Source organism: Desulfocurvus thunnarius (assembly GCF_055390965.1).
In genome coordinates, this window is the sequence record NZ_AP042411.1 from 498,808 (window position 1) to 525,314 (window position 26,507).

At 70.2% G+C, this 26,507-nt stretch carries 24 protein-coding genes and 1 riboswitch; of the genes, 11 read left to right on the plus strand and 13 right to left on the minus strand.

Going from position 1 to position 26,507, the window contains the following annotated elements:
• Positions 1–20 precede the first annotated feature (20 nt).
• Both ACZ5KV_RS02210 and ACZ5KV_RS02215 read left to right on the plus strand, forming a co-directional pair.
• Positions 21–2,819 carry an MMPL family transporter gene (locus ACZ5KV_RS02210; RefSeq protein ID WP_464240713.1) on the plus strand — a complete coding sequence of 933 codons (2,799 nt, stop codon included), beginning with the start codon at positions 21–23 and terminating at the stop codon, positions 2,817–2,819.
• Between the two features lie 4 nt (positions 2,820–2,823).
• Positions 2,824–4,383, plus strand: a complete 1,560-nt coding sequence (locus tag ACZ5KV_RS02215; RefSeq protein ID WP_464240714.1) for a hypothetical protein — start codon at positions 2,824–2,826, stop codon at positions 4,381–4,383.
• 111 nt (positions 4,384–4,494) lie between these two features.
• On the opposite strand, the gene ACZ5KV_RS02220 is transcribed toward ACZ5KV_RS02215, so the two are convergent.
• From ACZ5KV_RS02220 to nifH, 12 genes are all read right to left on the minus strand, one after another.
• Positions 4,495–4,740, minus strand: coding sequence for a hypothetical protein (locus tag ACZ5KV_RS02220; protein WP_464240715.1), 246 nt, complete (start codon positions 4,738–4,740; stop codon positions 4,495–4,497).
• A 71-nt stretch (positions 4,741–4,811) separates the two neighbouring features.
• Positions 4,812–6,107 carry a radical SAM protein gene (locus ACZ5KV_RS02225; RefSeq protein ID WP_464240716.1) on the minus strand — a complete coding sequence of 432 codons (1,296 nt, stop codon included), beginning with the start codon at positions 6,105–6,107 and terminating at the stop codon, positions 4,812–4,814.
• 12 nt (positions 6,108–6,119) lie between these two features.
• Entirely contained in the window at positions 6,120–7,478 is a 1,359-nt protein-coding gene (locus tag ACZ5KV_RS02230) for a nitrogenase component 1 (RefSeq protein ID WP_464240717.1), read from the minus strand.
• Positions 7,478–8,917 (minus strand): nitrogenase iron-molybdenum cofactor biosynthesis protein NifE, encoded by a 1,440-nt coding sequence (gene nifE / locus ACZ5KV_RS02235; protein WP_464240718.1) that lies wholly within the window; start codon positions 8,915–8,917, stop codon positions 7,478–7,480. Before nifE ends, ACZ5KV_RS02230 begins: the two co-directional genes overlap by 1 nt.
• Before the next feature lies 1 nt (position 8,918).
• Positions 8,919–9,386, minus strand: coding sequence for an N-acetyltransferase family protein (locus tag ACZ5KV_RS02240; protein WP_464240719.1), 468 nt, complete (start codon positions 9,384–9,386; stop codon positions 8,919–8,921).
• A gap of 9 nt (positions 9,387–9,395) precedes the next feature.
• Positions 9,396–9,698 carry a (2Fe-2S) ferredoxin domain-containing protein gene (locus ACZ5KV_RS02245; RefSeq protein WP_464240720.1) on the minus strand — a complete coding sequence of 101 codons (303 nt, stop codon included), beginning with the start codon at positions 9,696–9,698 and terminating at the stop codon, positions 9,396–9,398.
• A gap of 38 nt (positions 9,699–9,736) precedes the next feature.
• Complete coding sequence (locus tag ACZ5KV_RS02250; protein WP_464240721.1) at positions 9,737–10,876, minus strand: NifB/NifX family molybdenum-iron cluster-binding protein; 1,140 nt, start codon at positions 10,874–10,876, stop codon at positions 9,737–9,739.
• A 60-nt stretch (positions 10,877–10,936) separates the two neighbouring features.
• Positions 10,937–12,313, minus strand: coding sequence for a nitrogenase molybdenum-iron protein subunit beta (gene nifK / locus ACZ5KV_RS02255; protein WP_464240722.1), 1,377 nt, complete (start codon positions 12,311–12,313; stop codon positions 10,937–10,939).
• Between the two features lie 34 nt (positions 12,314–12,347).
• Positions 12,348–13,979 carry a nitrogenase molybdenum-iron protein alpha chain gene (gene nifD / locus ACZ5KV_RS02260; protein WP_464240723.1) on the minus strand — a complete coding sequence of 544 codons (1,632 nt, stop codon included), beginning with the start codon at positions 13,977–13,979 and terminating at the stop codon, positions 12,348–12,350.
• A 20-nt stretch (positions 13,980–13,999) separates the two neighbouring features.
• Complete coding sequence (locus tag ACZ5KV_RS02265) at positions 14,000–14,374, minus strand: P-II family nitrogen regulator (RefSeq protein WP_464240724.1); 375 nt, start codon at positions 14,372–14,374, stop codon at positions 14,000–14,002.
• Positions 14,371–14,724 (minus strand): P-II family nitrogen regulator, encoded by a 354-nt coding sequence (locus ACZ5KV_RS02270; protein ID WP_464241792.1) that lies wholly within the window; start codon positions 14,722–14,724, stop codon positions 14,371–14,373. The genes ACZ5KV_RS02265 and ACZ5KV_RS02270 overlap by 4 nt, the downstream gene beginning before the upstream one ends.
• A 61-nt stretch (positions 14,725–14,785) precedes the next feature.
• A complete protein-coding gene (nifH, locus tag ACZ5KV_RS02275) occupies positions 14,786–15,616 on the minus strand; it encodes a nitrogenase iron protein (protein ID WP_464240725.1) in 831 nt (276 codons plus the stop codon).
• Between the two features lie 337 nt (positions 15,617–15,953).
• Between nifH and ACZ5KV_RS02280 the strand changes: the two genes are divergently transcribed.
• From ACZ5KV_RS02280 to ACZ5KV_RS02310, 7 genes are all read left to right on the plus strand, one after another.
• Positions 15,954–17,021, plus strand: a complete 1,068-nt coding sequence (locus ACZ5KV_RS02280) for a LeuA family protein (protein WP_464240726.1) — start codon at positions 15,954–15,956, stop codon at positions 17,019–17,021.
• A 70-nt stretch (positions 17,022–17,091) separates the two neighbouring features.
• A riboswitch (TPP riboswitch) is annotated at positions 17,092–17,198 on the plus strand.
• A gap of 102 nt (positions 17,199–17,300) precedes the next feature.
• Positions 17,301–17,501, plus strand: coding sequence for a sulfur carrier protein ThiS (gene thiS, locus ACZ5KV_RS02285; RefSeq protein ID WP_464240727.1), 201 nt, complete (start codon positions 17,301–17,303; stop codon positions 17,499–17,501).
• 3 nt (positions 17,502–17,504) lie between these two features.
• A complete protein-coding gene (locus ACZ5KV_RS02290) occupies positions 17,505–18,341 on the plus strand; it encodes a thiazole synthase (protein WP_464240728.1) in 837 nt (278 codons plus the stop codon).
• Positions 18,338–19,492, plus strand: a complete 1,155-nt coding sequence (thiH, locus tag ACZ5KV_RS02295; RefSeq protein ID WP_464240729.1) for a 2-iminoacetate synthase ThiH — start codon at positions 18,338–18,340, stop codon at positions 19,490–19,492. The genes ACZ5KV_RS02290 and thiH overlap by 4 nt, the downstream gene beginning before the upstream one ends.
• Positions 19,489–20,160: a sulfur carrier protein ThiS adenylyltransferase ThiF gene (gene thiF, locus ACZ5KV_RS02300; protein ID WP_464240730.1), complete on the plus strand. Its 672-nt coding sequence runs from the start codon at positions 19,489–19,491 to the stop codon at positions 20,158–20,160. The genes thiH and thiF overlap by 4 nt, the downstream gene beginning before the upstream one ends.
• Entirely contained in the window at positions 20,157–20,843 is a 687-nt protein-coding gene (gene thiE / locus ACZ5KV_RS02305; RefSeq protein ID WP_464240731.1) for a thiamine phosphate synthase, read from the plus strand. Before thiF ends, thiE begins: the two co-directional genes overlap by 4 nt.
• 47 nt (positions 20,844–20,890) lie before the next feature.
• A complete protein-coding gene (locus tag ACZ5KV_RS02310; RefSeq protein ID WP_464240732.1) occupies positions 20,891–21,799 on the plus strand; it encodes an O-methyltransferase in 909 nt (302 codons plus the stop codon).
• Between the two features lie 116 nt (positions 21,800–21,915).
• Here the strand turns inward: ACZ5KV_RS02310 and ACZ5KV_RS02315 are convergent, their stop codons facing one another.
• Positions 21,916–23,247 carry a (Fe-S)-binding protein gene (locus ACZ5KV_RS02315; RefSeq protein ID WP_464240733.1) on the minus strand — a complete coding sequence of 444 codons (1,332 nt, stop codon included), beginning with the start codon at positions 23,245–23,247 and terminating at the stop codon, positions 21,916–21,918.
• A 301-nt stretch (positions 23,248–23,548) separates the two neighbouring features.
• On the opposite strand from ACZ5KV_RS02315, the gene ACZ5KV_RS02320 reads away from it, so the two are divergent.
• Positions 23,549–25,162, plus strand: a complete 1,614-nt coding sequence (locus tag ACZ5KV_RS02320) for an FAD-dependent oxidoreductase (protein ID WP_464240734.1) — start codon at positions 23,549–23,551, stop codon at positions 25,160–25,162.
• Positions 25,159–26,448 (plus strand): glycerol-3-phosphate dehydrogenase subunit GlpB, encoded by a 1,290-nt coding sequence (gene glpB / locus ACZ5KV_RS02325; protein WP_464240735.1) that lies wholly within the window; start codon positions 25,159–25,161, stop codon positions 26,446–26,448. Before ACZ5KV_RS02320 ends, glpB begins: the two co-directional genes overlap by 4 nt.
• Positions 26,449–26,507: the final 59 nt, after the last annotated feature.

Sequence of the window (26,507 nt, forward strand, 5' to 3'; positions counted from 1 at the left end):
AGCCCAGCCGGAGTTTGCCCGTGCAGCGATTCATGCGTTTTGCCTACGCCCACCCCTGGGCGGTCGTGCTGACCCTGGCCGTCGTCACCGCGGCCTCGCTTTTCATCGCCAAGGACCTGCGCCTGGACCCGTCCGTGGACGGGATGATGACCGACGACCCCCGGGCGCGGGCCATGTACGAGCGCACGGTGGAGACCTTCGGCACCGACCAGGTCACCGTCGTCTGCCTGCGCGACCCCGACCTGTTCGACCCCGAACGCCTGGCGCTCATCGAGGAGCTGGCCTACCAGTTGGAGAGCCTGCCCGGGGTGGTGCGCGTGGAGAGCCTGTTCTCCGTGGCCGACTTCCGCAACGACGCGGGCACCCTGCGCTCCGGCCCGCTCATGCGCCAGCCCCCGGCGGACCGCGAGGAAGCCCTGGCCGCCAGGGCCCGCGCCCTGGAAAACACGCTGGTGGCGGGCAACCTGCTCTCGCGCGACGGCACGACCACCTCGGTCAACGTCTTCGTGGAGCCCGACCCGGACGACCCGCAGTTCTACGACACCCTGGCCGCCGCCATCGAAAAGCTCCTCGAACCCTGCCAGGGCCGTTTCGAGGAGGCCTTCCAGCTCGGCAACCCGTACTTCCGCACGGTCATCTCCCAGACCATGATCCACGACCAGATGCGCCTCGTGCCGCTGTCCGTGGCCGTGCTCATCCTGACCCTGGTGCTCATGACCCGCTCGCCCGCCAGCGCCATCCTGCCGCTGCTCACGGCGGGCACGAGCATCTGCTGGATGGCGGCCTTCATGGTCCTGGCCGACATCCCGCTGAACATCCTGACCATCATCGTGCCCTCGCTGGTCATCGTCATCGGCTCCACCGAGGACATCCACCTGATCTCGGAATACCGCGAGGGGCTGCACAAGCGCGGCCCGGGCAAGCTGGCCTTCGACTACATGGTCTCCAAGATGGGCGTGGTCATCCTCATCACCAGCCTGACGACCTTCCTGGGCTTTGCCTCCATCACGGTGAACAAGATCGAAATCCTGCGCCAGTTCGGCATGGCCGCCGCCTTCGGGCTGCTGGTCAACCCCGTGATCACCGTGGCGCTCATCCCGGCCTACCTGCGCCTGACGGGCGGGCGCGGCGCCTCGCCCCAGGCCCCGGCCGGGCCCGCCCGGCCCGACGACGACGAGGACGCCGAGCCCCAGCCCTGGAAGAAGAGCCTGAGCCTCTTCGACGTGCTCGGCCGCGCCGCCAGCGCCGCCGCCAACCGCCACGACCGCAAGCTCGTGGCCGGGCTGCTGCTGTTCGCCGTGGGCATTTCCCTGTTCGCGGTCAACGTGCGGCTGAACAACGACATCCTGGGCGTGTTCAAGAAATCCTCGCCCATCCGCCAGCGCACCGAGGCCATGGGCGCACACCTGCCCGGCGTGCAGACCTTCTCCATCGCCGTGGCCAGCGGCGTGGAGGGCATGTTCAAGAAGCCCGACGCCCTGCGCGCCATGGCGGCCATCCAGGACTACATCGCCGCCAGCCCGGACTTCGACACGTCCTTCTCCCTGGCCGACTCCCTGCGGCTCATCAACCGCGAGATGCACGGCGGCGACCCGGCCTACTACACCATCCCCGACACCGAGGCCCAGGTCGCCCAGTACCTGCTGTTCATCCACGACTCGGACCTGCGCCGCAGCGTGAGCCCCGACTTCAGCCAGTTCCACATCCTGGTCCGCCACAGCCTGCAATCGTCCTACGACCAGAAGCAGGCCCTGGCCGGGCTGCGCACCTTCATGGACCAGACCCTCGGCCCGCACTACACGAGCGACTTCACCGGCGAAAGCATGCTCATCCTGGGCGGCGCGGACAGCATCGCCGAGGGCCAGGCCCTGTCCATCGCCCTTTTGCTGGGCATCATCTTCCTCATCATGTCCGTGCTGTTCGTGAACATGAAGGCCGGGCTGCTCTCCCTGCTGCCCAACATCTTCCCGGTGCTCATCATGTTCGGCACCATGGGCATCCTGGGCATCCCGCTGAACATCGGCACGGCCATGGTCGCGGCCATCGCCATCGGCATCGCCGTGGACGACACCATCCACTTCATGACCCGCTACAACAAGGAAATGCTGCGCCTGAAGGACCAGCACCGGGCCATGGAGGTCTGCATCCACGCCGAAATCCGGCCGGTGACGGCCACCTCCCTGGCCCTGGCCCTGGGCTTCTCGGTGCTGCTGGCCTCGGAGTTCGTGACCATCATCCAGTTCGGCGCCCTCTCGGCCCTGGTGATGATCGCCGCCCTGGCGGGCGACCTGCTGCTCACCGGGCCGCTGCTGACCAACACCAAGCTGCTCACCCTGTGGGACATGCTCTCCCTGCACGTGGACCCGCAGCTCATCCGCCAGTCGGAGTTCTTCCGCGACCTGCGCCTGTGGCACATCAAGAAGCTCATCCTCATGGGCCGCATCCAGGAACGCCGTGCCGGGGAAACGATCTTCAACGAATGGGACCAGGGCGATTCCATGTACATCATCCTGGACGGCGAGGTCCGGGCCTTCTCCATCCAGGAGGACACCGGGCGCGAGGTGCCCTACGCCCTGTTCGGCGTGGGCGACGTGTTCGGCCAGACGGCCATGCTCGACCCCGGGCCGCGCTCCTACTCCGCCCGCGCCTTCTCGGACCTGCACCTGGTGGAGATCAGCCACGCCGACTTCCTGCGCCTGCACCGGCTGTACCCGCGCCTGGCCAGCATGGCCCACCGCAACCTGGCGCGCATCCTCGGCCACCGGCTGGCCATCGCCAACGTCATGTACTACCAGAAATCCCTGCAACACCAAGGATGAGGCCATGAAACACCCCGCGATCCGCCGCCCCGCGCACGCCCTGCCCCTGGCGGCATGGCTGCTGGCCCTGGCCCTGACGGCCCTGCCCGCCGCCGCCGACGAAGTGGACCTGCTTCAGGACCTGGACGCGGCCATGGCCGCCAGCGCCGAGAAGGAACAGGCCGCCCCGCAGGCCCAGGGCGCCGCCGCCCAGTTCGCCGACAACCTGGACCTCACCGTGCGCCTGCGCGGGGCCCACTTCCTGCAAACGGCGGGCGACGACGGCCTGCCCAAGGACACCCAGGACAACCTCGGCGAAGTCCGCCTGGAATACGCCACCAGCGCCACGGTGGAACGCGTGCGGCTGGTGACCTCGGGCTGGATCGAGGCGGGCAACCAGCAGGACACCTACGCGGGCGTGAGCCGCTTTTTCCAGGACGACAACCGCCGCCGCAACGCCTGGGAAATCAACGAACTCTACGCCGTGGTGGACCTGGACGCCGCAGACCTGACCCTGGGCCGCAAGGTGCTGCAAAACGGCATCTCGACCCTGGTCTCCCCGGCCAACCGCTACAGCCCAGTGGACTTCAACGATCCGTTGGACCCGCGCCGCCTGGGCGTGTGGCAGGCGGCCCTGGACGTGCCCGACGGCGACACCACCTGGACCGTGGCCCTGATGCCCTTCTTCACCCCGCCCAAGACGCCCAGCCCCGAGTCACGCTGGGTTTCCGGCGACGCCTGGGGCGGCATCCCGGCCTACTTCGGCAACAGCCAGGGCCAGTTCGACGACTTCCTGGAATGGCTGCACTTCTTCTCCAGCCTGACCCAGGTCGATCTGGTGACCCTGTTCGAGAACTTCTTCGGCATCAGCTTCGGCGGCACCACGCCGGACATCACCACCCGCTACGACCTTCCCGACGCCGACGACCCCGACCAGTGGAGCTACCTGGGCCGCGTGAAGACGACCATGGGCGGCTGGGACCTGTTCGCCTCGGCCTTCCGGGGCCCGAGCATCTACCCCGTCATGCGCGCGGACCTGAACCAGACCGCCTCCAAGGTGGCCATCACCGTGGAGCACCCCGTGGCCGACCAGTTGGCCAGCGGCTTTTCCACCACCTGGAAGGAGCTGGAATTCCACGGCGAGGCCCTCTACTCCCACACCGAGGACGGCAAGGACGACAGCTACCTGCACTACGTGGGCGGCTCCACGTGGTCCAACCAGTCCTGGCCCGCGCGCCTGGGCCTGCACCGCTTCGACCTCACGGCCGAATACGTGGGCGAGAGCATCACCCACCACCAGAACGCCGACGGCTACTTCATCTCCTCGCGCGACGCGCGCCTGGGCCGCAACGACGCCGTGCTGCGCGCCGAACTGTTCCTGACCGAGGACGTGAGCCTGCACTACCTGGCCGACATCCTGCTCTCCAACTCCGCGCGCATGCACCGCGTGGGCACCACCTGGCGCATGACCGACAACCTGACCTGGCACACGGCCATGGAAATCTTCGACGGCCCCGGCACCAGCTACTACGGCCGCTGGCGCGACCAGGACCGCGTGGTGACCACGCTGGAATACCGCTTCTAGGGCCGGACTTCGGGCAACGGGAACACCATTCCCCCGCACCCCGCCAAACGACGCACGCCCCGCCGGATCCTCCGGCGGGGCGTGCTTGATTGTCCGCCGTCGCGCGGCGGATCAGCCCTCCGGGCCGATGGTGCGCACGGAGACGATCTTGTCCCAGTCATAATAAGTGTTCGTGGTCTTGCCGTCCTTCACGCAGGTCACGCGGACGAACTCTTCGCCGATGAACAGGGTCGCGTCGTTGTAGACCTCGCCCTCGTTGACCTGGATGGCGATGTCGCCGCGCAGCTTGCGCGACAGGGTGCCGTGCACGGGCTTGGATGCGTACTCGAAGACTTTTTCCAGGGTCGCCTTGTTCATTGCGCTCTCCCCGCCTTGCGGCGCATGGTTTGGATCGTGTTTTTCGCTCCCGGCCGTCCGGACCGCCCGGATCAGCCGCAGCCCTCGCCGCTGCGCCCGCCGCAGCAGCCGCCGCCGACCCCGGCCCGCCGGGCCTTGAAGGGCGCGAGGCTGCCGCCGCCCAGGGCCGCCGGAAGCATGTCGTCGATGAACCCGGAGCAGACCTCCACGGTCAGGCCGTATTCCGCCAGAAGCTGGGCGGGGATGGGCCCGGCGGCGGCGCACAGCACCGCGCGGCAGTCGCGCAGGGTGGCGGCCAGGGCCTCCCAGCGCCGGGGGCCGCCCCCGGCGGGCGGCGCCTGGCGCGTTTCCACCAGCACCGGCGCCCCGCCGCGCAGGCCCCAGACCTGGAACTCCCGGGCCTCGCCCAGGTGCTGGTTGACCAGCATGCCTTCGCGGGTGGCCACGGCCACGTAGGGCCGCGTTTCCCCGGCGGGCAGTTCCAGGCGCGAGCAGGCCGACAGGCAGCCCGCCATCTCGCCCGAGCGGTCGTCGTCGAGCAGGCCCACGGCGTCGGCGCGGCAGCGCTTGCAGTGGGTCATTTGGGCCAGATGCTCCCCGGCGGCCTTGCGCAGGGTACGGATTTCGGCGGCCGTGGGCTCGGGCAGGTGGCCGAAGGCCGTGCCCGGGTTGGGATGCAGGGGAATCAGGTTGTGCAGGTCCACCCCCTCGGCGGCCATGACCCGCGCGATCTCGGCCACGTGGTGGTCGTTGACCCCGGGCAGGACGATGGTATTGACCTTGACGGTGATGCCGCGCGCCTTGAGCCCGCGCACGGATTCCATCTGCCGCGCCAGGATCAGACGGCCCGCCTCCAGGCCCCGGTAGACGACCTTGCCGTCGCGCACCCACTTGTAGACCGCCCCGGCGATGGCCGGGTCCACCGCGTTGACCGTCACGGTCATATGCGTCACGCCCAGTTCGGCCACGGCGTCCAGATACGGCGGCAGGGCCAGCCCGTTGGTGGACACGCAGAACAGCAACTGCGGGAAACGCTCGCGGATGAGACGCATGGTTTCCAGGGTTTCGGCGGCGTTGGCGAAGGGATCACCGGGCCCGGCGATGCCCGCCACGGTAATGCGCGGCTCCTTTTCCAGCACCTGCTCCATGTAGCGCGCGGCCTGGGCCGGGCCGAGCACGGCCGAGGTCACCCCCGGGCGGGACTCGTTCACGCAGTCGAACTTGCGGTTGCAGAAATTGCACAGCACGTTGCAGCGCGGGGCCACGGGCAGATGCACGCGCCCGCACTCGCCCTTCACGTCCTTGTTGAAACACGGGTGCATGACCCTGTTGCGCTCGGTGCGCGGGGTGATGTTCAGTTCTCTCATGACGCTGCGCTCCTAGATGTATCCGTAGCCGATGTCGGAAGTGCTCTGCTTGCGTTCGATGACGGTGTTGACGATGCGGTCGAACAGTTCCTGCGTGCCGCCGTAACCCAGGTGGCGCAGGCGCTGGCCGCCGAAGCGGTCGTGGATGGGGAAGCCCACGCGCACCAGGGGCGCGTCCAGGCGGCCCGAGGCGCGGTAGCCCTTGGAGTGGCCGACCAGCAGGTCCGGCGCCAGGGCCCGGGCGTCGCCCTCGATCTCCCAGAAGTCCGCACCCGTGCGCACCTGGGGCAGCTCGGGCATCAGCCCCTCGCAGACCTCGGCGATGGCCCGGCCGAAGCCCTCGCCGCGCGCCCCCGTGGCGCACAGCACCGGGCGCACGCCCATCTCGGCCAAAAGCGCCGTCAGGCCGATCACGAGGTCCTCCTCGCCGTAGACCACGGCCCGCTTGCCGAACACGTACTTGTGCCCGTCCACGTAGGCGTCCACCAGTCGGCCGCGCTCCAGTTCCAGCTCCCTGGGCATGGGCGTGCCCGTGGCGGCCTCCAGGGCGGCCATGAAGGCGTCGGTTTCGCGCAGGCCGATGGGCAGGCCGACCCGCGCCAGGGGCACGCCGAAACGCTGGGCCAGGGCCGTGCCCGCCGTGGTCTTGGCCCCGGCCAGCACGCGGCCGCATTCGATGCTGCCCAGGGCGCCGCCCATGGTCCGGATGGCCGCCACGGGCGTGCCGCCCGAGGGGATGGTCTGGTAGTCCTCCAGGGCCGGGCCGTCCAACGTGTCGGCGTAGTCGGGCAACAGCACGGGCTCCACGCCGAAGGCGCGCACCAGGGCGCGCAGGTGGCGCAGGTCCGCCGCCGAAACGAAACCGGGCATGACGTTCACCGTGCGCGAGGCCGGAGCGGGCTCCACGGCCAGTTGCTCCACCAGGGCGCGCACCGCGCCGTGGAAACCGTCCATATGCGTGCCCGAATAGCTCGGCGTGGACACCTGGACCACGTCAGGCAGGTCCAGGTCGCCGAACTCGGCTCGGAATTCCTTGAGAATCATGGGCACGTCGTCGCCGATGGTCTCGGTCAGGCAGGTGGTGGCCACGCCGATGACCTGGGGTTCGTACTTGCGCATGACGTTGAGCAGGCCCTTCTTGAGGTTCGGGCCGCCGCCGTACACGGCGTTCTTTTCCCCCAAAGCCGAGGAGGCGATGTCCACCGGCTCGCGGTAGTGGCTGATGACGTAGCGGCGCATGTAGGTCGCGCAGCCCTGGGAGCCGTGCAGGAAGGGCACGCAGCCCTCCACGCCCTTGAAGGCCAGGGTCGCGCCCAGGGGGGTGCACAGCTTGCACGCGTTGGTCGTCGAAACGTAGGGCGAGTCCTTCATCACTTCTCTCCTGCGGTGCGGCGGGCCGGGGTGCCGTCCATGTTCGGGGGTGTGGGGGTCGTCGGTTGCCGGGAACCCGAAGGCTCCGGCCCGCCGCGTCGCCTGGGCACGAAATGCCACACCGGGCTCATGACCGAGGCGTGGACCTCGCGCGCGAAGTTCAGCATGCCCGTGAAGCCTTCCAGGGCTTCCTTGCGCTCATGGTTGTGGTCGCAAAAGCCCACCCCGAGCTTGTAGGCGATGGGCCGTTCCTTGACGCCGCCCACGAACACGTCCACGTCCTTCTCCTTGATGAACTGGGACAGTTCCAGGGGGTTGGCGTCGTCCACGATGATGGTGCCGGGATCGGTGATGGTCGCCAGCTCCTCGTAATCCTCGCGGGTGCCGGTCTGCGAGCCGACGACCACCACCCGCATGCCCAGGTGCCGGAAAGCCTTGATGAGCGAGAAGGCCTTGAAGGCGCCGCCCACGTAAACGGCGGCGCGCTTGCCCTCCAGGTCGCGGCGGATTTCGCGCAACCGGGGCAGCAGCACTTCCAGTTCCTCGCGCACCAGGGCCTTGGTCCGGGTCACGATCTGGGGGTCGATGTCCTTGAAATGCTCGGCCACGGCGTAGAGGGAGTCGGCCATGTCCTCGATGCCCAGCCAGGAGACGCGAATGAACGGCTTGCCGTAACGCTCCTTGATCATCCTGGCCAGGTCCATGGTCGCGCCGGAGCACTGCACGAGGTTCAGGGCCGCGCCGTGGGCCCGGCGCAGGTCGGCCACGCGGCCGTCGCCGGTGACGTTGGCCACCACCTCCACGCCCATGCGCGCCAGATAGTCGCGGATGATCCAGATCTCCCCGGCCAGGTTGAAATCGCCGAACAGGTTCACGGACACCGGGGACACGCCGGACACGTCGGCGGTGCCCACCAGGTGCATCATGGCCTTGCAGGCGGCCTCGTAGCCCGCGCGCTTGTTGCCCTTGAAGCCTTCGGACATGACCGGGATCACCGGGATGCCCTTTTCCTGCTCCACCTTGCGGCACACGGCCTGGATGTCGTCGCCGATGATGCCCACGATGCAGGTCGAGTAGACGAAGGCGGCCTTGGGCCGGTGCAGGTCGATGAGTTCGGTCAGCGCCCTGGTCAGCCGGGGCTCGCCGCCGAAGATCACGTCGCGCTCCTGAATGTCCGTGGAAAACGACAGCCGGTGCAGCTCCGGGCCGGAGGACAGGGCGCCGCGAATGTCCCAGGTGTAGGCCGCGCAACCGATGGGCCCGTGGACCAGGTGCAGGGCGTCGGCAATGGGATAGAGCACCACACGCGAGCCGCAGAACACGCAGGCCCGCTGGCTCACCGCTCCGGCCAGGCTCTCGCGGTTGCAGGCGATGTCGAAGGGGCTTTCGCCCACGGTGTGGACCTGGTCCTTGCGTTCCTTGAGTATGCCCGTGGTCATGTCAGGCTCCTGGAATCTCGCGTCTGCGCAGGCAGACGAGTTGGGTGCTTGAAAATCCTGTGCGTTCGTAGAAGGCCAGGGCGGGGAGGTTGTGGCGGTCGGCCAGGAGCTGGAGCCGCCAGGCCCCGCGCCCTGCGGCCCAGGCGGCCACGGCGTCCAAAAGGGCCCGGCCCACGCCGCGCCCCCGCCAGTCCCGGCGGACCACCACATCCTCCACCACCGCCGCCGGGGCGCCCTCGGCGGTGGAAACCAGCAACTGCCCGCTGCACATGCCCACCACCTGCCCCCCGGCCTCGGCCACCAGCAGCCGGGCGCGCCCGTCGGCCAGCAGCAGGGCCAGCCCCCGGGCCTGGGCCTGGGCGTCGGGAGTGAAGTCCGCCTCCAGGGCGAACAGCTCCCCCAGCAGGGCGACCATGGCCGGCAGATCGATGGCCGTGGCCGGACGGACGAGGATGGCGGGGTCGGTCATGGCGCGGTCCTAGGCGATGAGGTATTCGGCGGCGGGCTCTCCGGCCTCGATGCCGTCCAGGATGGCGTCGATGGCCGCCTCGCTGGCCACGCCCTTGAACCACCAGTTGTCGGGCTGCACGACCATCACCGGGCCGACCTCGCACTGCTTCAGGCAGCCGGTGGCCGCGATCTGCACGTCCAGTCCGCGGTCGAGGATTTCCTCTTCGAGATATTGCAGAAAGCCCTCGGTCTGCTTGTGGCAGATGCCCTTGGGGTCGCCCCCGGAACGGAAGCTCTGGCAGACGAGGATGATGCGCTCGGGAAGGGCCATGGGGAGTCTCCTTTGTGGTGTGTGAGGTCGGTTGAGGGTCAGCAGCAGCGCCGTCCGCCTTTGGGGACGCCCAGCAGCGCGCCCACCGCGCCGCCGACGCCGCCGTCGCGGACCAGGACGCGGACGCCGCGCTGGGCGAGCACGGCGCGGGGGCGCTCCCCGGCGCCCGTGGCCAGCAGGGCGAAACAATCGTCGAGGATTTCGGCCACGGCCTCCCAGCGGGCGTCGCCGCCGCCGGGCTCCGGCGCCGGGCGCACCTGGAGCAGCACGGGCACGCCGTCCGGCGCGCCGTAGACCAGGAAGCGCCCGGTCTGGCCGAGATGCTGGTCCACCCGCGCGCCGGACAGGCTGCATACGGCCACGTTGGGCCGCCCGGGCACGGGCGCGGGAATCTCGTCCGCCCCGGGCGCACGGGCCGGGGCGGACGCGGCCTCGGAGCCGTCGGCCTCGGGCTCCAGCAGGGGCAGATGGCGCGCGGCCAGCCCGCGCAGGCGGTGCATGAGGGCCATATCGGGGCGCAGGGCGGCCCAGTCCTCGTCGGGCCCGTCGAAGGGCAGCAGACGGATGCCCCCGGCGCCCAGGGCGGCCATGGTCGCGGCCACGGCCTCGACCTGGGTGTCGTTGACCCCGGCGTAGACGGTGGTGCGCAGGTGGACGGCCAGCCCCGCCGCGCGCAGGGCCGACACGGCCCGGGCCTGGGCGTCCACCAGCATGCGGGCGGCCTCGGGCAGCGGCACGGTGCGCACGCCGGGGCGAATCCAGGCGTACAGCGCCTGCACGGCTTCGGGGCTCACGGCGTCCACCAGCAGGGTCACCGGGCCCACGCCCAGGGCGGCCAGATCGTCGGCCAGCGCCTCGGCGCCCAGGCCCAGGGCGGTCAGTTCCAGGGTGGCGCGCGGGTAGCGCCCGCGCAGCAGGCGCAGGGTCTCCAGCGTCGGCCCGGGCTGGGCCAGCGGGTCGCCGGGCCCGGCGATGGTCAGCACCCGGGGCTCGGCTCCGGCGGCCACGGCGGCGTCCACCAGGGCCAGGGCCTCGGCCGGGCCGAGCGCCCGGGGCGCCTCGCCCGAGGGCGCGAAACGGGTGCGCGCGGCGGCGCGCGGGGCCACGGGCAGGAGCAGCCGGGCGGCCCCGGCGGGCCGGGAACTGGCGTGCGGAGCGGTGGAGCAGGGGTTGGTCATGGCTGCGCCTCGTGGTCGAAATGGTGCCCGGGGAGGGCGGCCCCTCCCCGGGAAGGGGTGCTAAAGCACCAGCTCGAAGGTCTGTTCGGGATCGTCGCGGTCCTTGCGGTCCAGGAGCACGCCGAGGATCTTCTCCAGCAGGCGCAGGCCGCCCTTGTAGCCCACGGTGGGGAAGTACTGGTGGCCCTGGCGGTCCAGGATCGGGAAACCCCAGCGCACGAAGGGGATGTCCTCGTCGCGGGCGATGTACTTGCAGTAGGTGTTGCCGATGAGCAGATCCACGGGCTCGTTCTTGATCCACTGGTGGAGCAGGAACATGTCGCCCGCGGCGCGCACGTTGACCTCGCAGGGCAGGTCCTTGGTCAGGGCCTTGATGCGCCGCTCGAAGGCCTTGCCCGGGGTGCCGGTGACGATATGCACGGGCAGCATGTCCAGGGTCGCCAGGAATTCGACCATGCTGATGATCTGGTCGGGGTCGCCGACCAGGGCCACCTTCTTGTGGTAGAAGTACTGGTGCATGTCGGAGATGAGGTCCACGAGCTGGCCGCGCTCCAGGGCGACCTCGTCGGGCACGGTGACGCCCGCCAGCGTGCGCAGGGCGTCCACGAAGCGGTCGGTGGCGCTCAGGCCGAAGGGCATGTCGAGCACCTTGCAGGGCACCTTGCACTGCGAGTCGAGCAGGCGGGCGGCGTCGCCCGAGCACCATTCGCCCAGAGCCAGGGTGCCGATGGCGTCGCCCGTGGCCTTGAGGTCGGCCACGGTGGTACCGCCGTCGGGGAACATCTTGTACTCGCCCGACAGCGGGCCGTTGAGCACGCCGGAGGTGTCGGGGAACAGGATGTGCTCCACGCCGACCATGGTGGCCAGGCGCTTGAGCTCCTCCATGTCCGCAGGCTCCACCCAGCCGGGGATGATGTTCACCTTGCCGTTCTTCTTGCCCGTCTTTTCCGAGAAGGCCGCCACCATGCTCTTGACCATGGAGGAGAAACCGGTGACGTGGGAGCCGACGTAGCTCGGCGTGGAGGCGCCGATGACGTGCTTGCCCGCCGGGATCTTGCCTTCCTTCCGGGCCTTGTCGGCGATCTGCTTCAGGTCGTCGCCGATGGTTTCGGACAGGCAGGTCGTGTGCACGGCGATGACATCGGGCTCGTAGACGGTGAAGATGTTGTCGATGGCCTGGAGCAGGTTGGCCTGGCCGCCGAACACCGAGGCACCCTCGGTGAACGAGCTGGTGGCCGCGCTGACGGGTTCCTTGTAGTGGCGGGTCAGGGCGCTGCGGTGGTAGGCGCAGCAGCCCTGGGAGCCGTGGCTGTGCGGCAGGCAGCCGTGGATGCCGAGCGCCGCGTACATGGCGCCGATGGGCTGGCAGGTCTTGGCCGGGTTGATGGTCAAGGCCTTGCGCTCGGCGACTTCCTTGGGGGTATGTCTGAGTAGCATGTCTGTTTCCTTGAGCGGTAGTGGGCCGGGCCCGTTATTCCCACACGTAGGCGGCGGAGAGTTCGGGGTGCTCCTGCCAGGGGGCCTTCAGGTAGCCCCAGACCTTGCTGTTCACCAGGCGGTCGATCTCCTTGTAGAAGTTCACCGCGCCCTTGAACCCGGCGTAGGGGCCGCCGGAGTCGTAGCTGTGGAGCTGCTTCATGGGGATGCCGAGCTTCTGGATGGAGAACTTCTCCTTGATGCCCGCGCAGAAGATGTCCGGGCGCAGAAGCTCCACGAGCTTCTCGGCCTCGTACTGGTTCAGGTCGTCCACCACGAGGGTGCCCTTGTCCATGTCGGGGATCAGGCCGTCGTAGTGCTTGAACTTGAACCCGGCTTCCTTGAGCTTTTCCAGCTCGTCCGGCGTCTTGCGGGAGGAGAAGCGCTCGGCGTCGGCCTCGACTTCCAGTTCCTCGATGTTGCGCGAGTCGGCGTCGACCTTGAGGTCGGGGATGACGTGGCGGCCTTCGTAGTCGTCGCGGTGGGCGAACTCGTAGCCCGCCGAGATGCTCTTCATGCCGATTTCGGCGAAGAGGTCCTGGTAGTGGTGGGCGCGCGAGCCGCCCACGAAGAGCATGGCCGTCTTGCCGTCGGTGCGCGAGCGCACGTCGGCGGCCACGGCTTCCACCTCGGGCATCTCCTCGGCGATGACCTCTTCCACGCGGTCGATGAGCGAGCGGTCGCCGAAGTACTGGGCGATTTTACGCAGCGACTTGGCCGTGGAGGCCGCGCCGATGAAGTTCACCTTGATCCACGGGATGCCGTACTTGGTCTCCAGCATGTCGGCCACGTAGTTGATGGACCGGTGGCACATGACGGCGTTGAGGTCGGCCTTGTGGGCCGAGGCGAACTGGTCGTAGGTCGAGTTGCCCGAGACGGTGGCGTTGTTGGTGATGCCGCACTTCTTGAGGATGCGGTCGATCTCGAAGCCGTCGCCGCCGATGTTGTACTCGCCGAGCAGGTTGATGCGGTACTCGCCGGGCTTGTCGGCATCGTTCTCGCCCACCACGTGGCGGAATATCTGGTTGTTGGCGATGTGGTGCCCGGCGGACTGGGACACGCCCTTGTACCCCTCGCAGGAGAAGGCGAAGACGTTGCAGTCGCCGAACTTGGCCTTCATCTTCCGGGCCACGGCGTGGATGTCGTCGCCGATGAGCCCCACGGGGCAGGTGGCGAAGATGGCGATGGCCTTGGGGTGGAAGATTTCGTAGGCCTCCTGGATGGCCGCTTCGAGCTTCTTTTCCCCGCCGAAGATGATGTCCTGGTCCTGCATGTCGGTGGAGAAGCAGTAGGTCATGTAGTTCTCGGCGCCGGGGGCCGAGGCGTCGGTCTGGTTGCGGCGGGTGAGCCAGGAGTAGAAGCCGCAGCCGATGGGCCCGTGGGTGATGTTCACGATGTCGCGGGTGGGCCCGAGAATGACGCCCTTGCAGCCCGCGTAGGTGCAGCCGCGCATGGTGATGATGCCCGGGATGGTCCGCACGTTGGCGGTGATTTCCGGGGTTTCGGCCTGCTGGGCCTCGGTGATGAGTATCTGCTTGGCGCGCTTGCGGGCCACCTTGGGAGGATACTTCTTGAGCAGCTCCTCCTTGACCTCGGCGGGCGCGGGCATGTGCTTGGTCGTCGCCATGGGAATTCCTCGCGTGTTTGCTAGATGATGGACTTCAGTCCCACCTCGCCGGTGCGGACGCGGACCGCGTCGGCCACGGGCAGGACGAATATCTTGCCGTCACCGGGCTTGCCGGTACGGTTGGCCTCGATGATGGCGCTGACCACGCCGGGCACCAGGTCGTCCTTGACCACCACGGTGATCATGCGCTTGGGGTAGAGCTTGCCCTTCTCGCCCAGCAGGGCGGCGGCCTCCTCGTAGCCCTTGCTGGCTCCGGCCACGAGTGTGGGATTGACGAACCCCTGGCCCCGGCCCTGGGCCTCGTGGGCGAAGAAGGCGTCCACACCGGCGGCGGTGATGGCCTTCTTGGTCTGGTTCATCATGTTCATGCGCACGACGGCGACGATTTCCTTCATGCGGGCACCCCTTCCGCCGCCGGGGCGGTGTCTCTCACGCCGGAGCTGATGGTGTAGACGTCCTCGACCTCGGAAACGAAGATCTTGCCGTCGCCGAACGCGCCTTTCTTGCCCGAACGCGCGGCGGTCATGATGGTCTGGATCACGAAATCCTTGTCCTGGGCCTGGACCACGCTGATGAGCATGGTCTTGGGAATCTCGTCGTAGGTCACTTCGCCGATCTTGATGCCGCGCTGCTTGCCGCGCCCGGCGACGGAGTACTTGGTCACAGCCGGAAAACCGGCGTCCATGAGGGCCGCAAGAACGTCGTCCGCCTTCTCGGGCCGGACAATGGCCCTGACCATGATCATCGACATATCGCTTCTCTCCTGGGTTTCTTGCTTGTGTTGGGGGAAGGGGTGCGCCAGCGGGCTAGGCCTGCTGCATCAGGCCGAAGTCCATGAGCAACTGCTCCAGTTCCTCGATGGCCAGCGGCTTGGGCACGACGAACATCTCGTTGCCGTCGATGGCCCTGGCCAGGTTGCGGTAGTGGTCGGCCTGGCTCACCGCGCCGTCCCACTCGATGACGGTCTTGCGGTTGATTTCGGCGCGCTGCACGTCGTTGTCGCGCGGCACGAAGTAGATCATCTGGGTGCCGAGCTTCTTGGCCAGCTCCTGGATCATCTCCTTCTCGTTATCCACGTTGCGCGAGTTGCAGATCAGCCCGCCCAGGCGCACGCCGCCGGACTGGGCGTACTTCATGATGCCCTTGCAGATGTTGTTGGCCGCGTACATGGCCATCATCTCGCCGGAGCACACGATGTAGATCTCCTCGGCCTTGCCGTCGCGGATGGGCATGGCGAAGCCGCCGCACACAACGTCGCCGAGAACGTCGTAGAAGGCGTAGTCCAGGCCCTCGGACTCCTCGTAGGCGCCCAGGTTCTCCAGCATGTTGATGGACGTGATGATGCCGCGACCGGCGCAGCCCACGCCCGGCTCGGGGCCGCCGGACTCCACGCACCAGGTGCCGCCGAAGCCGGGCTTGCGGATATCGGCGAGATCCACGTCCTCGCCTTCCTCGCGCAGGGTGTCGAGGACGGATTTCTGGGCCAGGCCGCCCAGCAGCAGGCGGGTCGAGTCCGCCTTGGGGTCGCAGCCGACGACCATGACCTTGCGGCCCATCTCGGCCAGCCCCGCCACCGTGTTCTGCGTGGTGGTGGACTTGCCGATGCCGCCCTTTCCATAGATTGCTACCTTTCGCATTGTCTGCCTCCCAGGTTGTAAGTGCTCGGGGAATGGGTTGGTGTCTTGGGGGGCCTAGGGCAAAGGGCGTGCCAGAGCAGACTGAATGCGCTAATATGCAGGTTTGCTTCATAATAAAATCCAGGCCCCCTCCCCCCGGCCCGCAAAGGCTACAAAAGCAGCCTTCCCGGCCCTACCAAAGCGTAGGTTCCTACGCTTTGGTAGGGCACTCCCGGCTCCACGCCAAAACAACACGGTGCAATAATTAAAGATAATCGCAAAGACCTTCCTGGCACCATCCCTGCAATACGTCGGGGAACGAACCGACCGGAACCGGCCGCAGACAAGGAGAGACCCGATGCTCATAGACACGACACTGCGCGAAGGCGCCCAGACCTACGGCGTCTATTTCGACACCTCCGCCAAGCGGGAAATCGTGAAGCTGCTGGTCCGGGCCGGGGTGGAGGAAATCGAGGCCGGATGGGCCGGGCAGGACGGGCTGGCCGACCTGCTCGCCTGGGCGCGCGGCCTGGCCGACCCCACGGCGCTTTCCGTCTGGTCGCGGCTCAAGGCCGCCGACGTGGAGTTGGCCGCCGCCGCCGGAGCCGCGCGCCTGAACCTGGGGGTGCCCGTGTCCGACGCGCACCTGGGCTCGCGCCTGGGCACCACGCGCGAGGAGCTGCTGCGCTGCATGCGCAACGTCGTTCCCCTGGCCCGCAACCGGGGCATGGCCTACGTTTCCGTCGGCCTGGAAGACGCCTCGCGGGCCGACGAGGGCTTCCTGCTCGAAGCCGCGCGCCACTGCGCGCGCCTGGGCGTGGACCGCGTGCGCCTGGCCGATAGCGTGGGCGTGCTCGACCCCACGGGCGCCGCCCGGCTGGTGGAGATGGTCCGCCAGGTGTTCCCCGGCGAGGTGGGCGTGCACTGCCACGACGACTTCGGCATGGCCACGGCCAACGCCCTGACCGCCCTGGGCGCCGGAGCCCGCTGGGCCGACGTGAGCGTGCTGGGCATCGGCGAGCGCACGGGCGTGGCCCGCCTGGAAGAGGTCGCCTCCTACCTCGTGCTGCGCCGGGGCGGCGCGGGCTACGACCTGCGCGCCGTGCGCGAGGCCTGCCTGCTGGTCAGCTCCGCGGCCGACGTGCCCATCCCGCGCGACAAGCCCATCTGCGGGCGCGACATCTTCGCCTGCGAAAGCGGGCTGCACGCCCACGGCATGCTGCGCGACCCGGCCCTGTTCGAGCCCTTCCCCCCCGGGGCCGTGGGCGCCCCCGAGGGGCGCGCCAGGTGCGCCTGGGCGCCAAGAGCGGACGCGCCGCCGTGGCCGCCGCCATGGACCGCATGGGCCGCGACATCCCCGGGCCCGCCGTGGGCGAGGCCACCCGCCGCGTGCGCAGCGCCTCCGCCGCCCTGGGCCGCCCGCTGACGGACACCGAGGCCGTGACCCTCATGGGCGGTTGACCCTTTACATCGCCCGCCCGAGGGCATAGGCTCCAAACACGCGCTAGGGGAGCCCCGAGACGGGGCTGAGAGGGGACGAACGTCCCGACCCTCCGAACCTGATGCAGATCATTCTGCCGTAGGGAAGCCGGTTCACAGCAGCCTGCACACCCGTAGCGCGCCCGCCCCTCCCGGCGGGCGCGCCGCGTTTGCCAAGCCCCCCGCGAACCCGGCCTCCCCGGCACAAGCCCGAGGAGGCTGCCCGATGACCCTCACAGTCAACGGCAGGGCCCGGCCCCTGCCCCGCCCGGCCACCGTGGCCGCCCTGCTGCGCGACTGCGACCTGGACCCCGCCGTGGTGGTCGTCGAACGCAACGGAGCCATCGTGCCCGGCGCCGACTACGCCGCCACGGCCCTTGAACCCGGCGACTCGCTGGAAATCCTGACCTTCGTGGGCGGAGGCTGAATCATGACCCGCATTTCGGAAACGGACGACACCCTGGAAATCGGCGGCCTGCGGCTGCAAAGCCGCCTGTTCATCGGCAGCGGCAAGCTCGGCGACGACGCGCTGATCCCCGCCGTATGCGAGGCCTCGGGCGCCCAGGTCATCACCATGGCCCTGCGCCGGGTGGACCTGGACGCCGGGCCCGCCAACCTCATGGGCCACGTCCCGGCGCACATGGTCCGCCTGCCCAACACCAGCGGCGCGCGAACCGCCGACGAGGCCGTGCGCATCGCGCGGCTGGCCCGGGCCATGGGCTGCGGCGACTGGATCAAGATCGAGGTCACCGCGGACTCGCGCCACCTGCTGCCCGACGGCTACGCCACGGCCAGGGCCACCGAAACCCTGGCCCGCGAGGGTTTCGTGGTCCTGCCCTACATGAACCCCGACCTCTACGTGGCCCGCAGCCTGGCCGACGCCGGGGCCGCCGCCGTGATGCCCCTGGGCGCGCCCATCGGCACCAACCGCGGCCTGCGCACCCGCGAGATGATCGCCATCCTCATCGAGGAAATGGCGCTGCCCGTCATCGTGGACGCGGGCATCGGCAGGCCCAGCCAGGCCTGCGAGGCCATGGAGATGGGCGCGGCGGCCTGTCTGGTCAACACGGCCATCGCCACCGCGGGCGACCCCGTGGCCATGGGCCGGGCCTTCGGCCGGGCCGTGGCCGCCGGACGCACGGCCTTCCTGGCCGGACCGGGGGCCGAGCGCCGCCGGGCCAGCGCCTCCTCGCCGCTGACGGGTTTTCTGGATGCAGGACAGGACGCCCCCCAGGGCGCACCCGTCCCAGGCGAGGTGGCGCCATGAGCTTCGTCGCACCCTGCGCGGCGCTGCACGACGGCGAGGCGGCCCGGGCCATCGAGGCCGCCGACGAGGCCGCCGTGCTGCGCGCCCTGGCGGCTCCGGCCCCCGGGTCGGACGATCTGGCCGCCCTGCTCTCCCCGGCGGCGCAGCCGCACCTGGAGGCCCTGGCCCGCCGGGCCCACGAAACAACCGTGCGCCACTTCGGGCGGACCATCCAGCTCTTCACCCCGCTGTACCTCTCCAACCACTGCACCAACGGCTGCGTCTACTGCGGGTTCAATACCGCCAACCGCATCCCGCGCGCGCAACTGACCCCGGAGCAGGCCCTGGACGAAGGCCGGGCCATCGCCGCCACCGGCCTGCGCCAGCTTCTGCTGCTCACGGGCGAGGCCCCGGCCCGCGCGGGCACGGAGTACATCGCGGCCTGCGCGCGGCTGCTGCGCCCGCTGTTCCCGTCCCTGGCCGTGGAGGTCCACGCCCTGTCCGAGGACGACTACCGCGCCCTGACCCGGGCCGGGGTGGACGGCATGACCATGTTCCAGGAAACCTACGACCGCGAGCTGTACGCCACCCTGCACCCCCGGGGCCCCAAGCGCGACTTCGCCTGGCGCCTGGACGCCCCGGAGCGGGCCTGCCGCGCGGGGATGCGCACGGTCAACCTCGGGGCCCTGCTCGGGCTCGCGCCCTGGCGGCTGGAAGTCTTCGCCACGGCCATGCACGCCCGGTACCTCCAGCGCCGCTATCCGGGGGTGGACCTGGCCATCTCCCTGCCCCGGATGCGCCCCCACGCCGGGAGCTGGCAACCCGCGCACCCGCTGACGGACCGCGCGCTGGTCCAGGCCATGGCCGCCCTGCGCCTGTTCCTGCCCCAGGCGGGCATCACCATCTCCACCCGCGAATCCCCGGCCCTGCGCGACAACCTCGTTCCCCTGGGCGTCACGCGCATGTCGGCGGGCGTGTCCACCGCCGTGGGCGGGCACACCGGCGGCGCGGCGGGCACCGGGCAGTTCGAGATCTCCGATCCGCGCGGGGTGCAGGCCATGTGCGCCGCCCTGCGCCGGCGCGGCTACCAGCCCGTGTTCAAGGACTGGGAGCCCCTGGAACACGCCGGGCAACCGCTCGCGGCCGGGGGAGCACCCCGGGGGGCCGCATGACTTCCACGCTGCGCCGGGGCCTGACCCGGCACCTGCCCGCCGAAGCCCTGGACTTCCTGGCCCGGGTCACGGTGGGCGTGGCCGGGGCCGGAGGCCTGGGCTCCAACTGCGCCATGCATCTGGTGCGCTCGGGCTTCACCCGGCTGGTGCTGGCCGATTTCGACGTGGTCGAGCCCTCGAACCTGAACCGCCAGTGCTACACGGCGGCCCAGGTCGGCCGGGCCAAGGTCGAAGCCCTGGCCGAAAACCTGCGCGCCGTGTGCCCCGAGCTGGACCTGACCCTGCACCACACGCGCCTGGACCGGGACAACGCGGCCCCGGTCTTCGGCGCCTGCCATGCGGTGGTCGAGGCCCTGGACGACCCCCGGGCCAAGAAAGCCCTGGCCGAGGCCGTGCTGCCCGGCCCGGCGCTGCTGGTGGCCGCTTCGGGCATCGGCGGCTTCGGCCGCGCCGGAGCCATCGCCACCCGCACCCTGCGGCCCAACTTCGTGCTGGTGGGCGACGGCCGCACGGCCTGCGGGCCCGGAGCGCCGCCCCTGTCGCCCATGGTCGGCGTGGCCGCCGCCATGCAGGCCGACGCGGTGCTGGCCCATTTCCTGAACCGCTTCCTGGCCGGGCAGGAGCCCGGCCCCACAGTGAACGACGACCCGCAGGAGGAACCCCGATGACCGACGGACGCGAACTGGTGACCGGACTGATGCGTGAGGGAGGGCTGTACTGCCTGACCGCCGAGCCTTTCTCCCTGGGGCGGGGCAACGTGGAGGTGGTCCGCGCCATGCTCGACGCGGGCGTGCGCCTGATCCAATACCGCGAAAAGCACAAGAAGGCCGGAGAGATGTACCGCGAGTGCAAGGAGCTGCGGGCCATGACCCGCGCCGCCGGGGCGGCCTTCATCGTCAACGACTTCATCGACCTGGCCCTGCTGGTGCAGGCCGACGGGGTCCACGTGGGCCAGCAGGACCTGCCGGTGCAGGCCGTGCGGCGGCTGGTGGGCCCGCGCGTGGCCGTCGGCCTGTCCACCCACGGCCCGGAGCAGGCCCGGGCCGCCGTGGCCGCCGGGGCGGACAGCATCGGCGCCGGGCCCGTCTACGCCACGAAGACCAAAGAGGACGCCAGCGCCCCCGTGGGCCTGGGCTACCTCGACTTCGTGGCCCGCGAAATCGGCCTGCCCTTCGCGGCCATCGGCGGCATCAAGGCCCACAACCTGCCCGAAGTCCTGGCCCACGGCGCGCGCACGGTCTGTCTGGTCACGGAGATCGTCGGCGCCCCGGACGTGGGCGCGCGCATCGGGGAACTGACGGCCATCCTGCGCGCGGCGGCGCCCATTGACGTTCCCGCCCGGATGCCCTAAGGCCTGGGATAGTTTGTGTATCCCCACGGCAGACCAAGGCGGAACCTATGTCCTTCGACTGGAACAGGAAGCTGCTCAAGTACCACGCGGTGAGCGCCCTGCGGCCCGACGCCAACACCGCCCTGCTCCAGGGGCTGGCCAAGGCCGCCCTGGACACCCGCGCTGGCCGGGCCAACGACCGCCACAACATCCCGGTTTTCCTGCAATACGCCACAGGCGTCAACTTCGCGCTGAACCTGGACCGCGCAGACACGGTGCTGGAACTGGGCACGGGCTACAGCTCCCTGCTCTGGGGCACCCTGGCCCCGGAGGGCACGCGGGTCTTTTCCGTGGACGGCAAGCCCGTGGACGCCTACGACATCCGCGAGCCGTTGCGGGCCGTGGCCCGCCGGGTGCGCTTCATCACCGGCCCGACCCTGACCCGCGAACAGTACCGCGCCTTCTACGACGGCCAAACCAGGGCGGACTTCCTGGGCCTGCCCGTGGCGGCCCTGCGCGGGCATCTGGGGCCCTTCGTGCGCCCGGTGGAGCGCGGCGCCTACGCGGCGGCCCTGGGCCTGCCCGCCGATCCCGGGGCCCTGGCCCCGGCCGTGGACGCGCGGCTCTTCGAGGATGGCGGGCTGCGCTGCCTGTCGCGGGTCCTGCCCGAGCGCTGGGAGGCCGACGCGGGCTTTTGCGCCGCCCAGGGCCCCACGGCCCTGGACCGCGTGCTGGCCGAGGCCGACACCTTCGACGCCGTGTTCTACGACTGCGGCGAATTCTCGACCATGCCCGAATGGACCCTGACCAGCGGGCGCATCCGCCCCGGCGGGCTGGCCATCTTCCACGACGTGCATTTCCCCAAGAGCGTCAAGACGTTCCTGCTCTGCGCCATGCTCGCGGCCTCGCCGGACTGGGACGTGCTCTACCACGACACCACCACGCCCCAGGGGCTGCTCGTGGCCCGCAGACGCTAGGGCGCCAGGTTCCCCGGGCGGGCCCCATATGCCCCCGGACGCGAAACGCCCCGGCTGCCACCAAGGCAGCCGGGGCGCTCGCGTTTCCGGCGGAAAGCAGGCGCGCGGCGGCCCGCCTACAGCCCGACCCCGGCCAGATCCGGCCCCAGGTAGGCCCGCTCGTTTTCGCCCAGGATGCCCAGGGACAGGCAGATGAGCGTCCACAGGTGGACCGTTTCCCAGGCGTGGCCCGCCTGCCCGGAGAGGTCGTGGATCTGCGAATGGCAGTTGTGGCAGGGCGTGATGCAGTACTTGGCGCCCGTGGCCAGGATCTGGTCGCGCTTGCGCAGGCCGTAGGCCCGGCGCTGCTCGGGGTAGCCGCCCTGGAGCGCCCCGCCCCCGCCGCCGCAGCAGTAGTTGTTCGAGCGGTTGGGGTACATCTCGATGAAATGCTCCTCGCCGACCACGGCCTTGATGACGAAGCGCAGGTCTTCGGCAATGTCGTCGCCCAGGGATTTGCGCACGATCTGGCAGGGGTCCTGGACGGTGAAGGTGATGCCCAGCTCGCGGTTCCAGTCGCTGTTCACAGGCAGCTTGCCCTCGCGGATCCAGCGCGCGTACCAGGTCACCAGATTCTCCAGGCGGAAATCGGCCTGGATGCCGAAGCGGCGCATGCCCTCCCACACGGCGTAGTAGGCGTGGCCGCACTCGGTGTTCAGCCAGACCTTGCAGCCCAGGTCGTGGACGTTGCGCGCCAGGTCGCGGACGATGCTTTCCCAGGCGGCTTCGTCGGCGGCGAACATGCAGAAGTTCTCGGCGGCCCAACTGCTGGTGCCGTAGGTCCAGTCCGCGCCGACGTAGTCGAGGATCTTCCACAGCGGGAGCATCTCGTCGGGCTCGGTCACGGGCTCGCGCGAGTTCTGGTTCAGGAAGAAATGGGCGCCCTTGCGGTTCAGCGAGGCCGTCAGCCCGGCGAATTGCGGCTGGGACTCGTGCAGTTCCTCCAGCACGTCCTGGACGACGAAGGCGAAGTCGTCGGGGCCGATGCCCATGGCCGAGTGGGTGCCCGTGCGCAGGGCCTGCTCGCAGGAGGCCACGATGCCCCGGGGGCGTTTGTCGCGCGGCCAGCAGGAGCGCGCGTGGAACACCAGACGCGGGATGTCGATGTTCATGGGACAGACGTGCTGGCAGCGCTTGCACATGGTACACATCCAGACCCAGGGCGTGGCGGCCAGTTCCTCGTTCATGCCCAGGGCGGCCATGCGCACGAATTTGCGCGGGTCCATGCCCTCCAGGCCCGAGGCCGGGCAGCCCGAGGAGCATAGCCCGCAGGTCAGGCACATGGTGTAGTTGCCGCCCGAAGGCAGCAACTCCAGGGCCTTGACCTGGAAGGCCGGGGCGCAGGCCGCGCAGACGGGCGCGCCCGCGGCGGAGGCGGAGTTGGAATCGGGGGCGGGGGTGGCGTCCATGGCGGCTCCCTGTGGGTTGACGCCCGGCCGCCGGAGCCGGGCGCGTCGTCGTGTTCCGAGCGTGAAAGATAACACGGCGGCCCGTAAAGGCAACCCGCCGCACCCAGGGGGCCATACCGCCATCCGGGCCGACAGTCATCCCCAAAAACAGCGCTCCGGTGGCATTTCCCTGCGCCAAGGGTTGCCTTGGCTCCCGGGTTCATCTAGAACTTTCAGCCAGCGGCCTGCCCGCGCCCGGCCCCGGTGGGGCGGCCGGACGACATTCCCCGGGCGGCCGCCGCGGACCTGCGGAAGGAGCAGAATGCAGACGGATGTGCTGATCATCGGCGCCGGTGCCACGGGCACCGGCCTTGCGCGTGATTTGGCCCTGCGCGGCGTGTCGTGCGTGGTGGTGGAAACCGGCGACGTGAACTCCGGGGCCTCGGGCGGCAACCACGGCCTGCTGCACAGCGGCGGGCGCTACGTGTCCAACGACACCGAGGCCGCCAGCGAATGCCGCGAGGAGGGCGCGCTCATCAAACGCCTGGCCCCGCAGTGCGTGGAGGACTGCGGCGGGCTGTTCGTGGCCGTGGCCGGCGACGACGAGCGCTTCGTGGCCGACTATCCCGGCTGGTGCGCGGCGGCGGGCATCGAAGTCTGCTGCCTGGAGCCCGCCGAGGCCCGGGCCATGGAGCCCGTGCTCTCCCCCAAGGTCATCGCGGCCTTCGCCGTGCCCGACGCGACCATCGACCCCTTCCGGCTGGCCCTGGAAAACATGGCCCACGCCCACAGCCTCACGGGCTGCACCCTGCTGCGGCGCACGCGCGTCACGGGCATGGACGTGGACTCCGGACGCGTGGTGCGCGTGCACACGGTCAACACCGTCAGCGGCGAGGCCGGAACCATCGAGGCCGCCCAGGTCGTCAACGCCACCGGGGCCTGGGCCGGGCGCGTGGCGGCCCTGGCCGGGGCGAGCATTCCCATGCTCTGCTCCCAGGGCACGCTGCTCGTGACCCACGAGCGCATGACGCGCCGGGTGGTCAACCGCCTGCGCCCGCCGGGCAACGGCGACATCCTCGTGCCCGGGGGCACGGTGTCCATCCTGGGCACCACCAGCGTGACCATCGACGACCCCGATGCGGCCCGGCCCACCGTGGCCGAGGCCGACGAAAACCTGCGCCAGGCCCTGCCGATGATCCCCTCCCTGGCCTACACGCGCTTCGTGCGCGCCTACTGCGGCGTGCGCCCGCTCATCAGCGCGGGCGGCGGCGACGGGCGCACGGTCAGTCGCGGGTTCATGCTTTACGACCACGCCGAGGCCGGACTCTCCAATTTCTGCTCCGTTTCCGGCGGCAAGCTGACCACCTTCCGGCTGATGGCCGAGAAGACCGCCGATCTGGTCTGCGCGCGCCTGGGCGTCGGCGCCCCGTGCCGCACGCGCACCGAGCCCCTGCCCGCCGCCCCGGCCTGCCGCTGGACCGAGCCGGGCTTCGCCCCGCGCCTGTGGGCCCAGCGCCACGACGCCGACGACCCGCTGCTGTGCGAGTGCGAAATGGTGCCCGCCAGCGCCGTGGACGGCATCATGAACGATTGCGGCCAGCAGTTCCCCGACCCCGGGCTCCAGGCCCTGGGCAAGCGCAGCCGCATCGGCAAGGGCTCCTGCCAGGGCGCCTTCTGCGGCGTGCGCGTGGCGGCGCACCTGTACGACACCGGCCACTACACCTCCCCCAAGGGGCTTGCGCGGATGCGCGAATTCTTCACCGAGCGCTTCAAGGGCCAGCGGCCCGTTCTGTGGGGCCCGCAGCTCATCCAGGCCGAGTTGGCCGAGGCGCTGCACTGCGGCCTGCTGGGCCTGGAGCTGGACGATTCCGCACCCGGCGCCCCAGCGGCGTCCGATGCGCCCGGTGCGGCCAAGGACGGGGAGGCCCGGTCATGAGCCAGACCCCGCGCTACGATCTGGCCGTCGTCGGCACCGGGCTGGCGGGCATGGCCGCCGCCGTCTTCGCCTCGGCCCGGGGGCTGTCCGTGGTCCAGGCGGGCAGCACCGGGGCCATATCCTATACCAGCGGCGTTTTCGACGTGCTGGGCGCCCTGCCCGCCATGGCCGAAGGCCAGCCCGCGCGGCCCGTGGAGCGGCCCTTCGAGGCCCTGGCCGCGCTGCTGCGCGACGAGCCCGGCCACCCCTACGCCCTGCTGGACCCCGAAGACATCCGCCTGGCCTTCCACGAGGTCATGGACTTCCTGCGCGAGGCGGGCCTGCCCTACCGCGCCGGGGGCGAAACGAACTTCCTGCTGCCCACCCCGGCGGGCACCCTCAAGCACTCCTGGTGCGTGCCCGAAACGACCCTGCCCGGCTGCGAGGCCCTGGCCGAAGGCACCCCGACGTGCATCGTGGCCTTCGAGGGCATGAAGGGCTTTTCGGCCCGGCAGGTGGCCGCGAACCTCGGCCCGCGCTGGCCGGGGCTGACCACGGCCCGCGTGGCCATGCCCGGGCACCCGGGCGGCGAGGTCTACCCCGAGCAGGTGGCGCGGATGCTCGAAGTGCCCGCCGCCCGCCGGGCCCTGGCCGGGGCCCTGGCGCCCCTGGTGGGCCGGGCGCGGGTGGTCGGCCTGCCCGCCGTTTTGGGCATGCACCGCCCCGGCGACGTGGCGGCGGACATGACCCGCCTGCTGGGCCGCCCGGTGTTCGAAATTCCGACCATGCCCCCGGGCGTGCCGGGCATCCGCCTCAAGGAGACCTTCGAGGGCCTGCTGCCCGGGCGCGGGGTGGCCCTGTTCTGCCAGCAGAAGCTCGTCGGCCCGTTGCCCGCCCCGGGGCAGCCCTTCCGCCTGCGCGTCACGGGTCAGCCCGTGGAGCACGAGGTGCTGGCCGACCGGGTGCTCCTGTGCAGCGGGCGTTTCCTGGGCGGCGGGCTGGGCGGGCTGCGCGGGCGGCGCATCACCGAGACGGTCTTCGGCCTGCCCGTGGCCCAGCCCGAGGACCGCGCCGACTGGTACCGCCAGGACTACCTGGACCCGCGCGGCCACGGCCTGCACCGCGCAGGGCTGCGGGTGGACGCCGCCCTGCGGCCCCTGGGCCCGGACGGCACTCCGGCCCACGAGGGGCTCTTCGCCGCCGGGTCCATCCTCGCCGGGCAGGACTGGATTCGCATGAAATGCGGCGCCGGAGTGGCCATCGCCACGGCCTTCAAGGCCGTGCGGACCATGGCCCCGGCGCGCTGAACCGTTTTTTTGCGTGTGTGGAGGCGGCGCGGCGGGGCCGCGCCGGTGCTGACAACCCT

Bases quoted from the DNA above. Each gene is read 5' to 3' on its own strand.
- nifD (WP_464240723.1), bottom strand. From the start codon at position 13,979: ATGGCGACGACCAAGCACATGCCCGCGCCCGCCGAGGTCAAGGAGGAG.
- nifK (WP_464240722.1), bottom strand. From the start codon at position 12,313: ATGCTACTCAGACATACCCCCAAGGAAGTCGCCGAGCGCAAGGCCTTG.
- thiE (WP_464240731.1), top strand. From the start codon at position 20,157: ATGACCGACGGACGCGAACTGGTGACCGGACTGATGCGTGAGGGAGGG.
- ACZ5KV_RS02240 (WP_464240719.1), bottom strand. From the start codon at position 9,386: ATGACCGACCCCGCCATCCTCGTCCGTCCGGCCACGGCCATCGATCTG.
- ACZ5KV_RS02320 (WP_464240734.1), top strand. From the start codon at position 23,549: ATGCAGACGGATGTGCTGATCATCGGCGCCGGTGCCACGGGCACCGGC.
- ACZ5KV_RS02290 (WP_464240728.1), top strand. From the start codon at position 17,505: ATGACCCGCATTTCGGAAACGGACGACACCCTGGAAATCGGCGGCCTG.
- thiH (WP_464240729.1), top strand. From the start codon at position 18,338: ATGAGCTTCGTCGCACCCTGCGCGGCGCTGCACGACGGCGAGGCGGCC.
- thiS (WP_464240727.1), top strand. From the start codon at position 17,301: ATGACCCTCACAGTCAACGGCAGGGCCCGGCCCCTGCCCCGCCCGGCC.
- ACZ5KV_RS02250 (WP_464240721.1), bottom strand. From the start codon at position 10,876: ATGACCAACCCCTGCTCCACCGCTCCGCACGCCAGTTCCCGGCCCGCC.
- ACZ5KV_RS02220 (WP_464240715.1), bottom strand. From the start codon at position 4,740: ATGAACAAGGCGACCCTGGAAAAAGTCTTCGAGTACGCATCCAAGCCC.
- ACZ5KV_RS02215 (WP_464240714.1), top strand. From the start codon at position 2,824: ATGAAACACCCCGCGATCCGCCGCCCCGCGCACGCCCTGCCCCTGGCG.
- ACZ5KV_RS02310 (WP_464240732.1), top strand. From the start codon at position 20,891: ATGTCCTTCGACTGGAACAGGAAGCTGCTCAAGTACCACGCGGTGAGC.
- thiF (WP_464240730.1), top strand. From the start codon at position 19,489: ATGACTTCCACGCTGCGCCGGGGCCTGACCCGGCACCTGCCCGCCGAA.
- ACZ5KV_RS02280 (WP_464240726.1), top strand. From the start codon at position 15,954: ATGCTCATAGACACGACACTGCGCGAAGGCGCCCAGACCTACGGCGTC.
- ACZ5KV_RS02265 (WP_464240724.1), bottom strand. From the start codon at position 14,374: ATGAAGGAAATCGTCGCCGTCGTGCGCATGAACATGATGAACCAGACC.
- ACZ5KV_RS02225 (WP_464240716.1), bottom strand. From the start codon at position 6,107: ATGAGAGAACTGAACATCACCCCGCGCACCGAGCGCAACAGGGTCATG.
- ACZ5KV_RS02270 (WP_464241792.1), bottom strand. From the start codon at position 14,724: ATGATCATGGTCAGGGCCATTGTCCGGCCCGAGAAGGCGGACGACGTT.
- ACZ5KV_RS02245 (WP_464240720.1), bottom strand. From the start codon at position 9,698: ATGGCCCTTCCCGAGCGCATCATCCTCGTCTGCCAGAGCTTCCGTTCC.
- ACZ5KV_RS02230 (WP_464240717.1), bottom strand. From the start codon at position 7,478: ATGAAGGACTCGCCCTACGTTTCGACGACCAACGCGTGCAAGCTGTGC.
- ACZ5KV_RS02315 (WP_464240733.1), bottom strand. From the start codon at position 23,247: ATGGACGCCACCCCCGCCCCCGATTCCAACTCCGCCTCCGCCGCGGGC.
- glpB (WP_464240735.1), top strand. From the start codon at position 25,159: ATGAGCCAGACCCCGCGCTACGATCTGGCCGTCGTCGGCACCGGGCTG.
- nifE (WP_464240718.1), bottom strand. From the start codon at position 8,917: ATGACCACGGGCATACTCAAGGAACGCAAGGACCAGGTCCACACCGTG.
- nifH (WP_464240725.1), bottom strand. From the start codon at position 15,616: ATGCGAAAGGTAGCAATCTATGGAAAGGGCGGCATCGGCAAGTCCACC.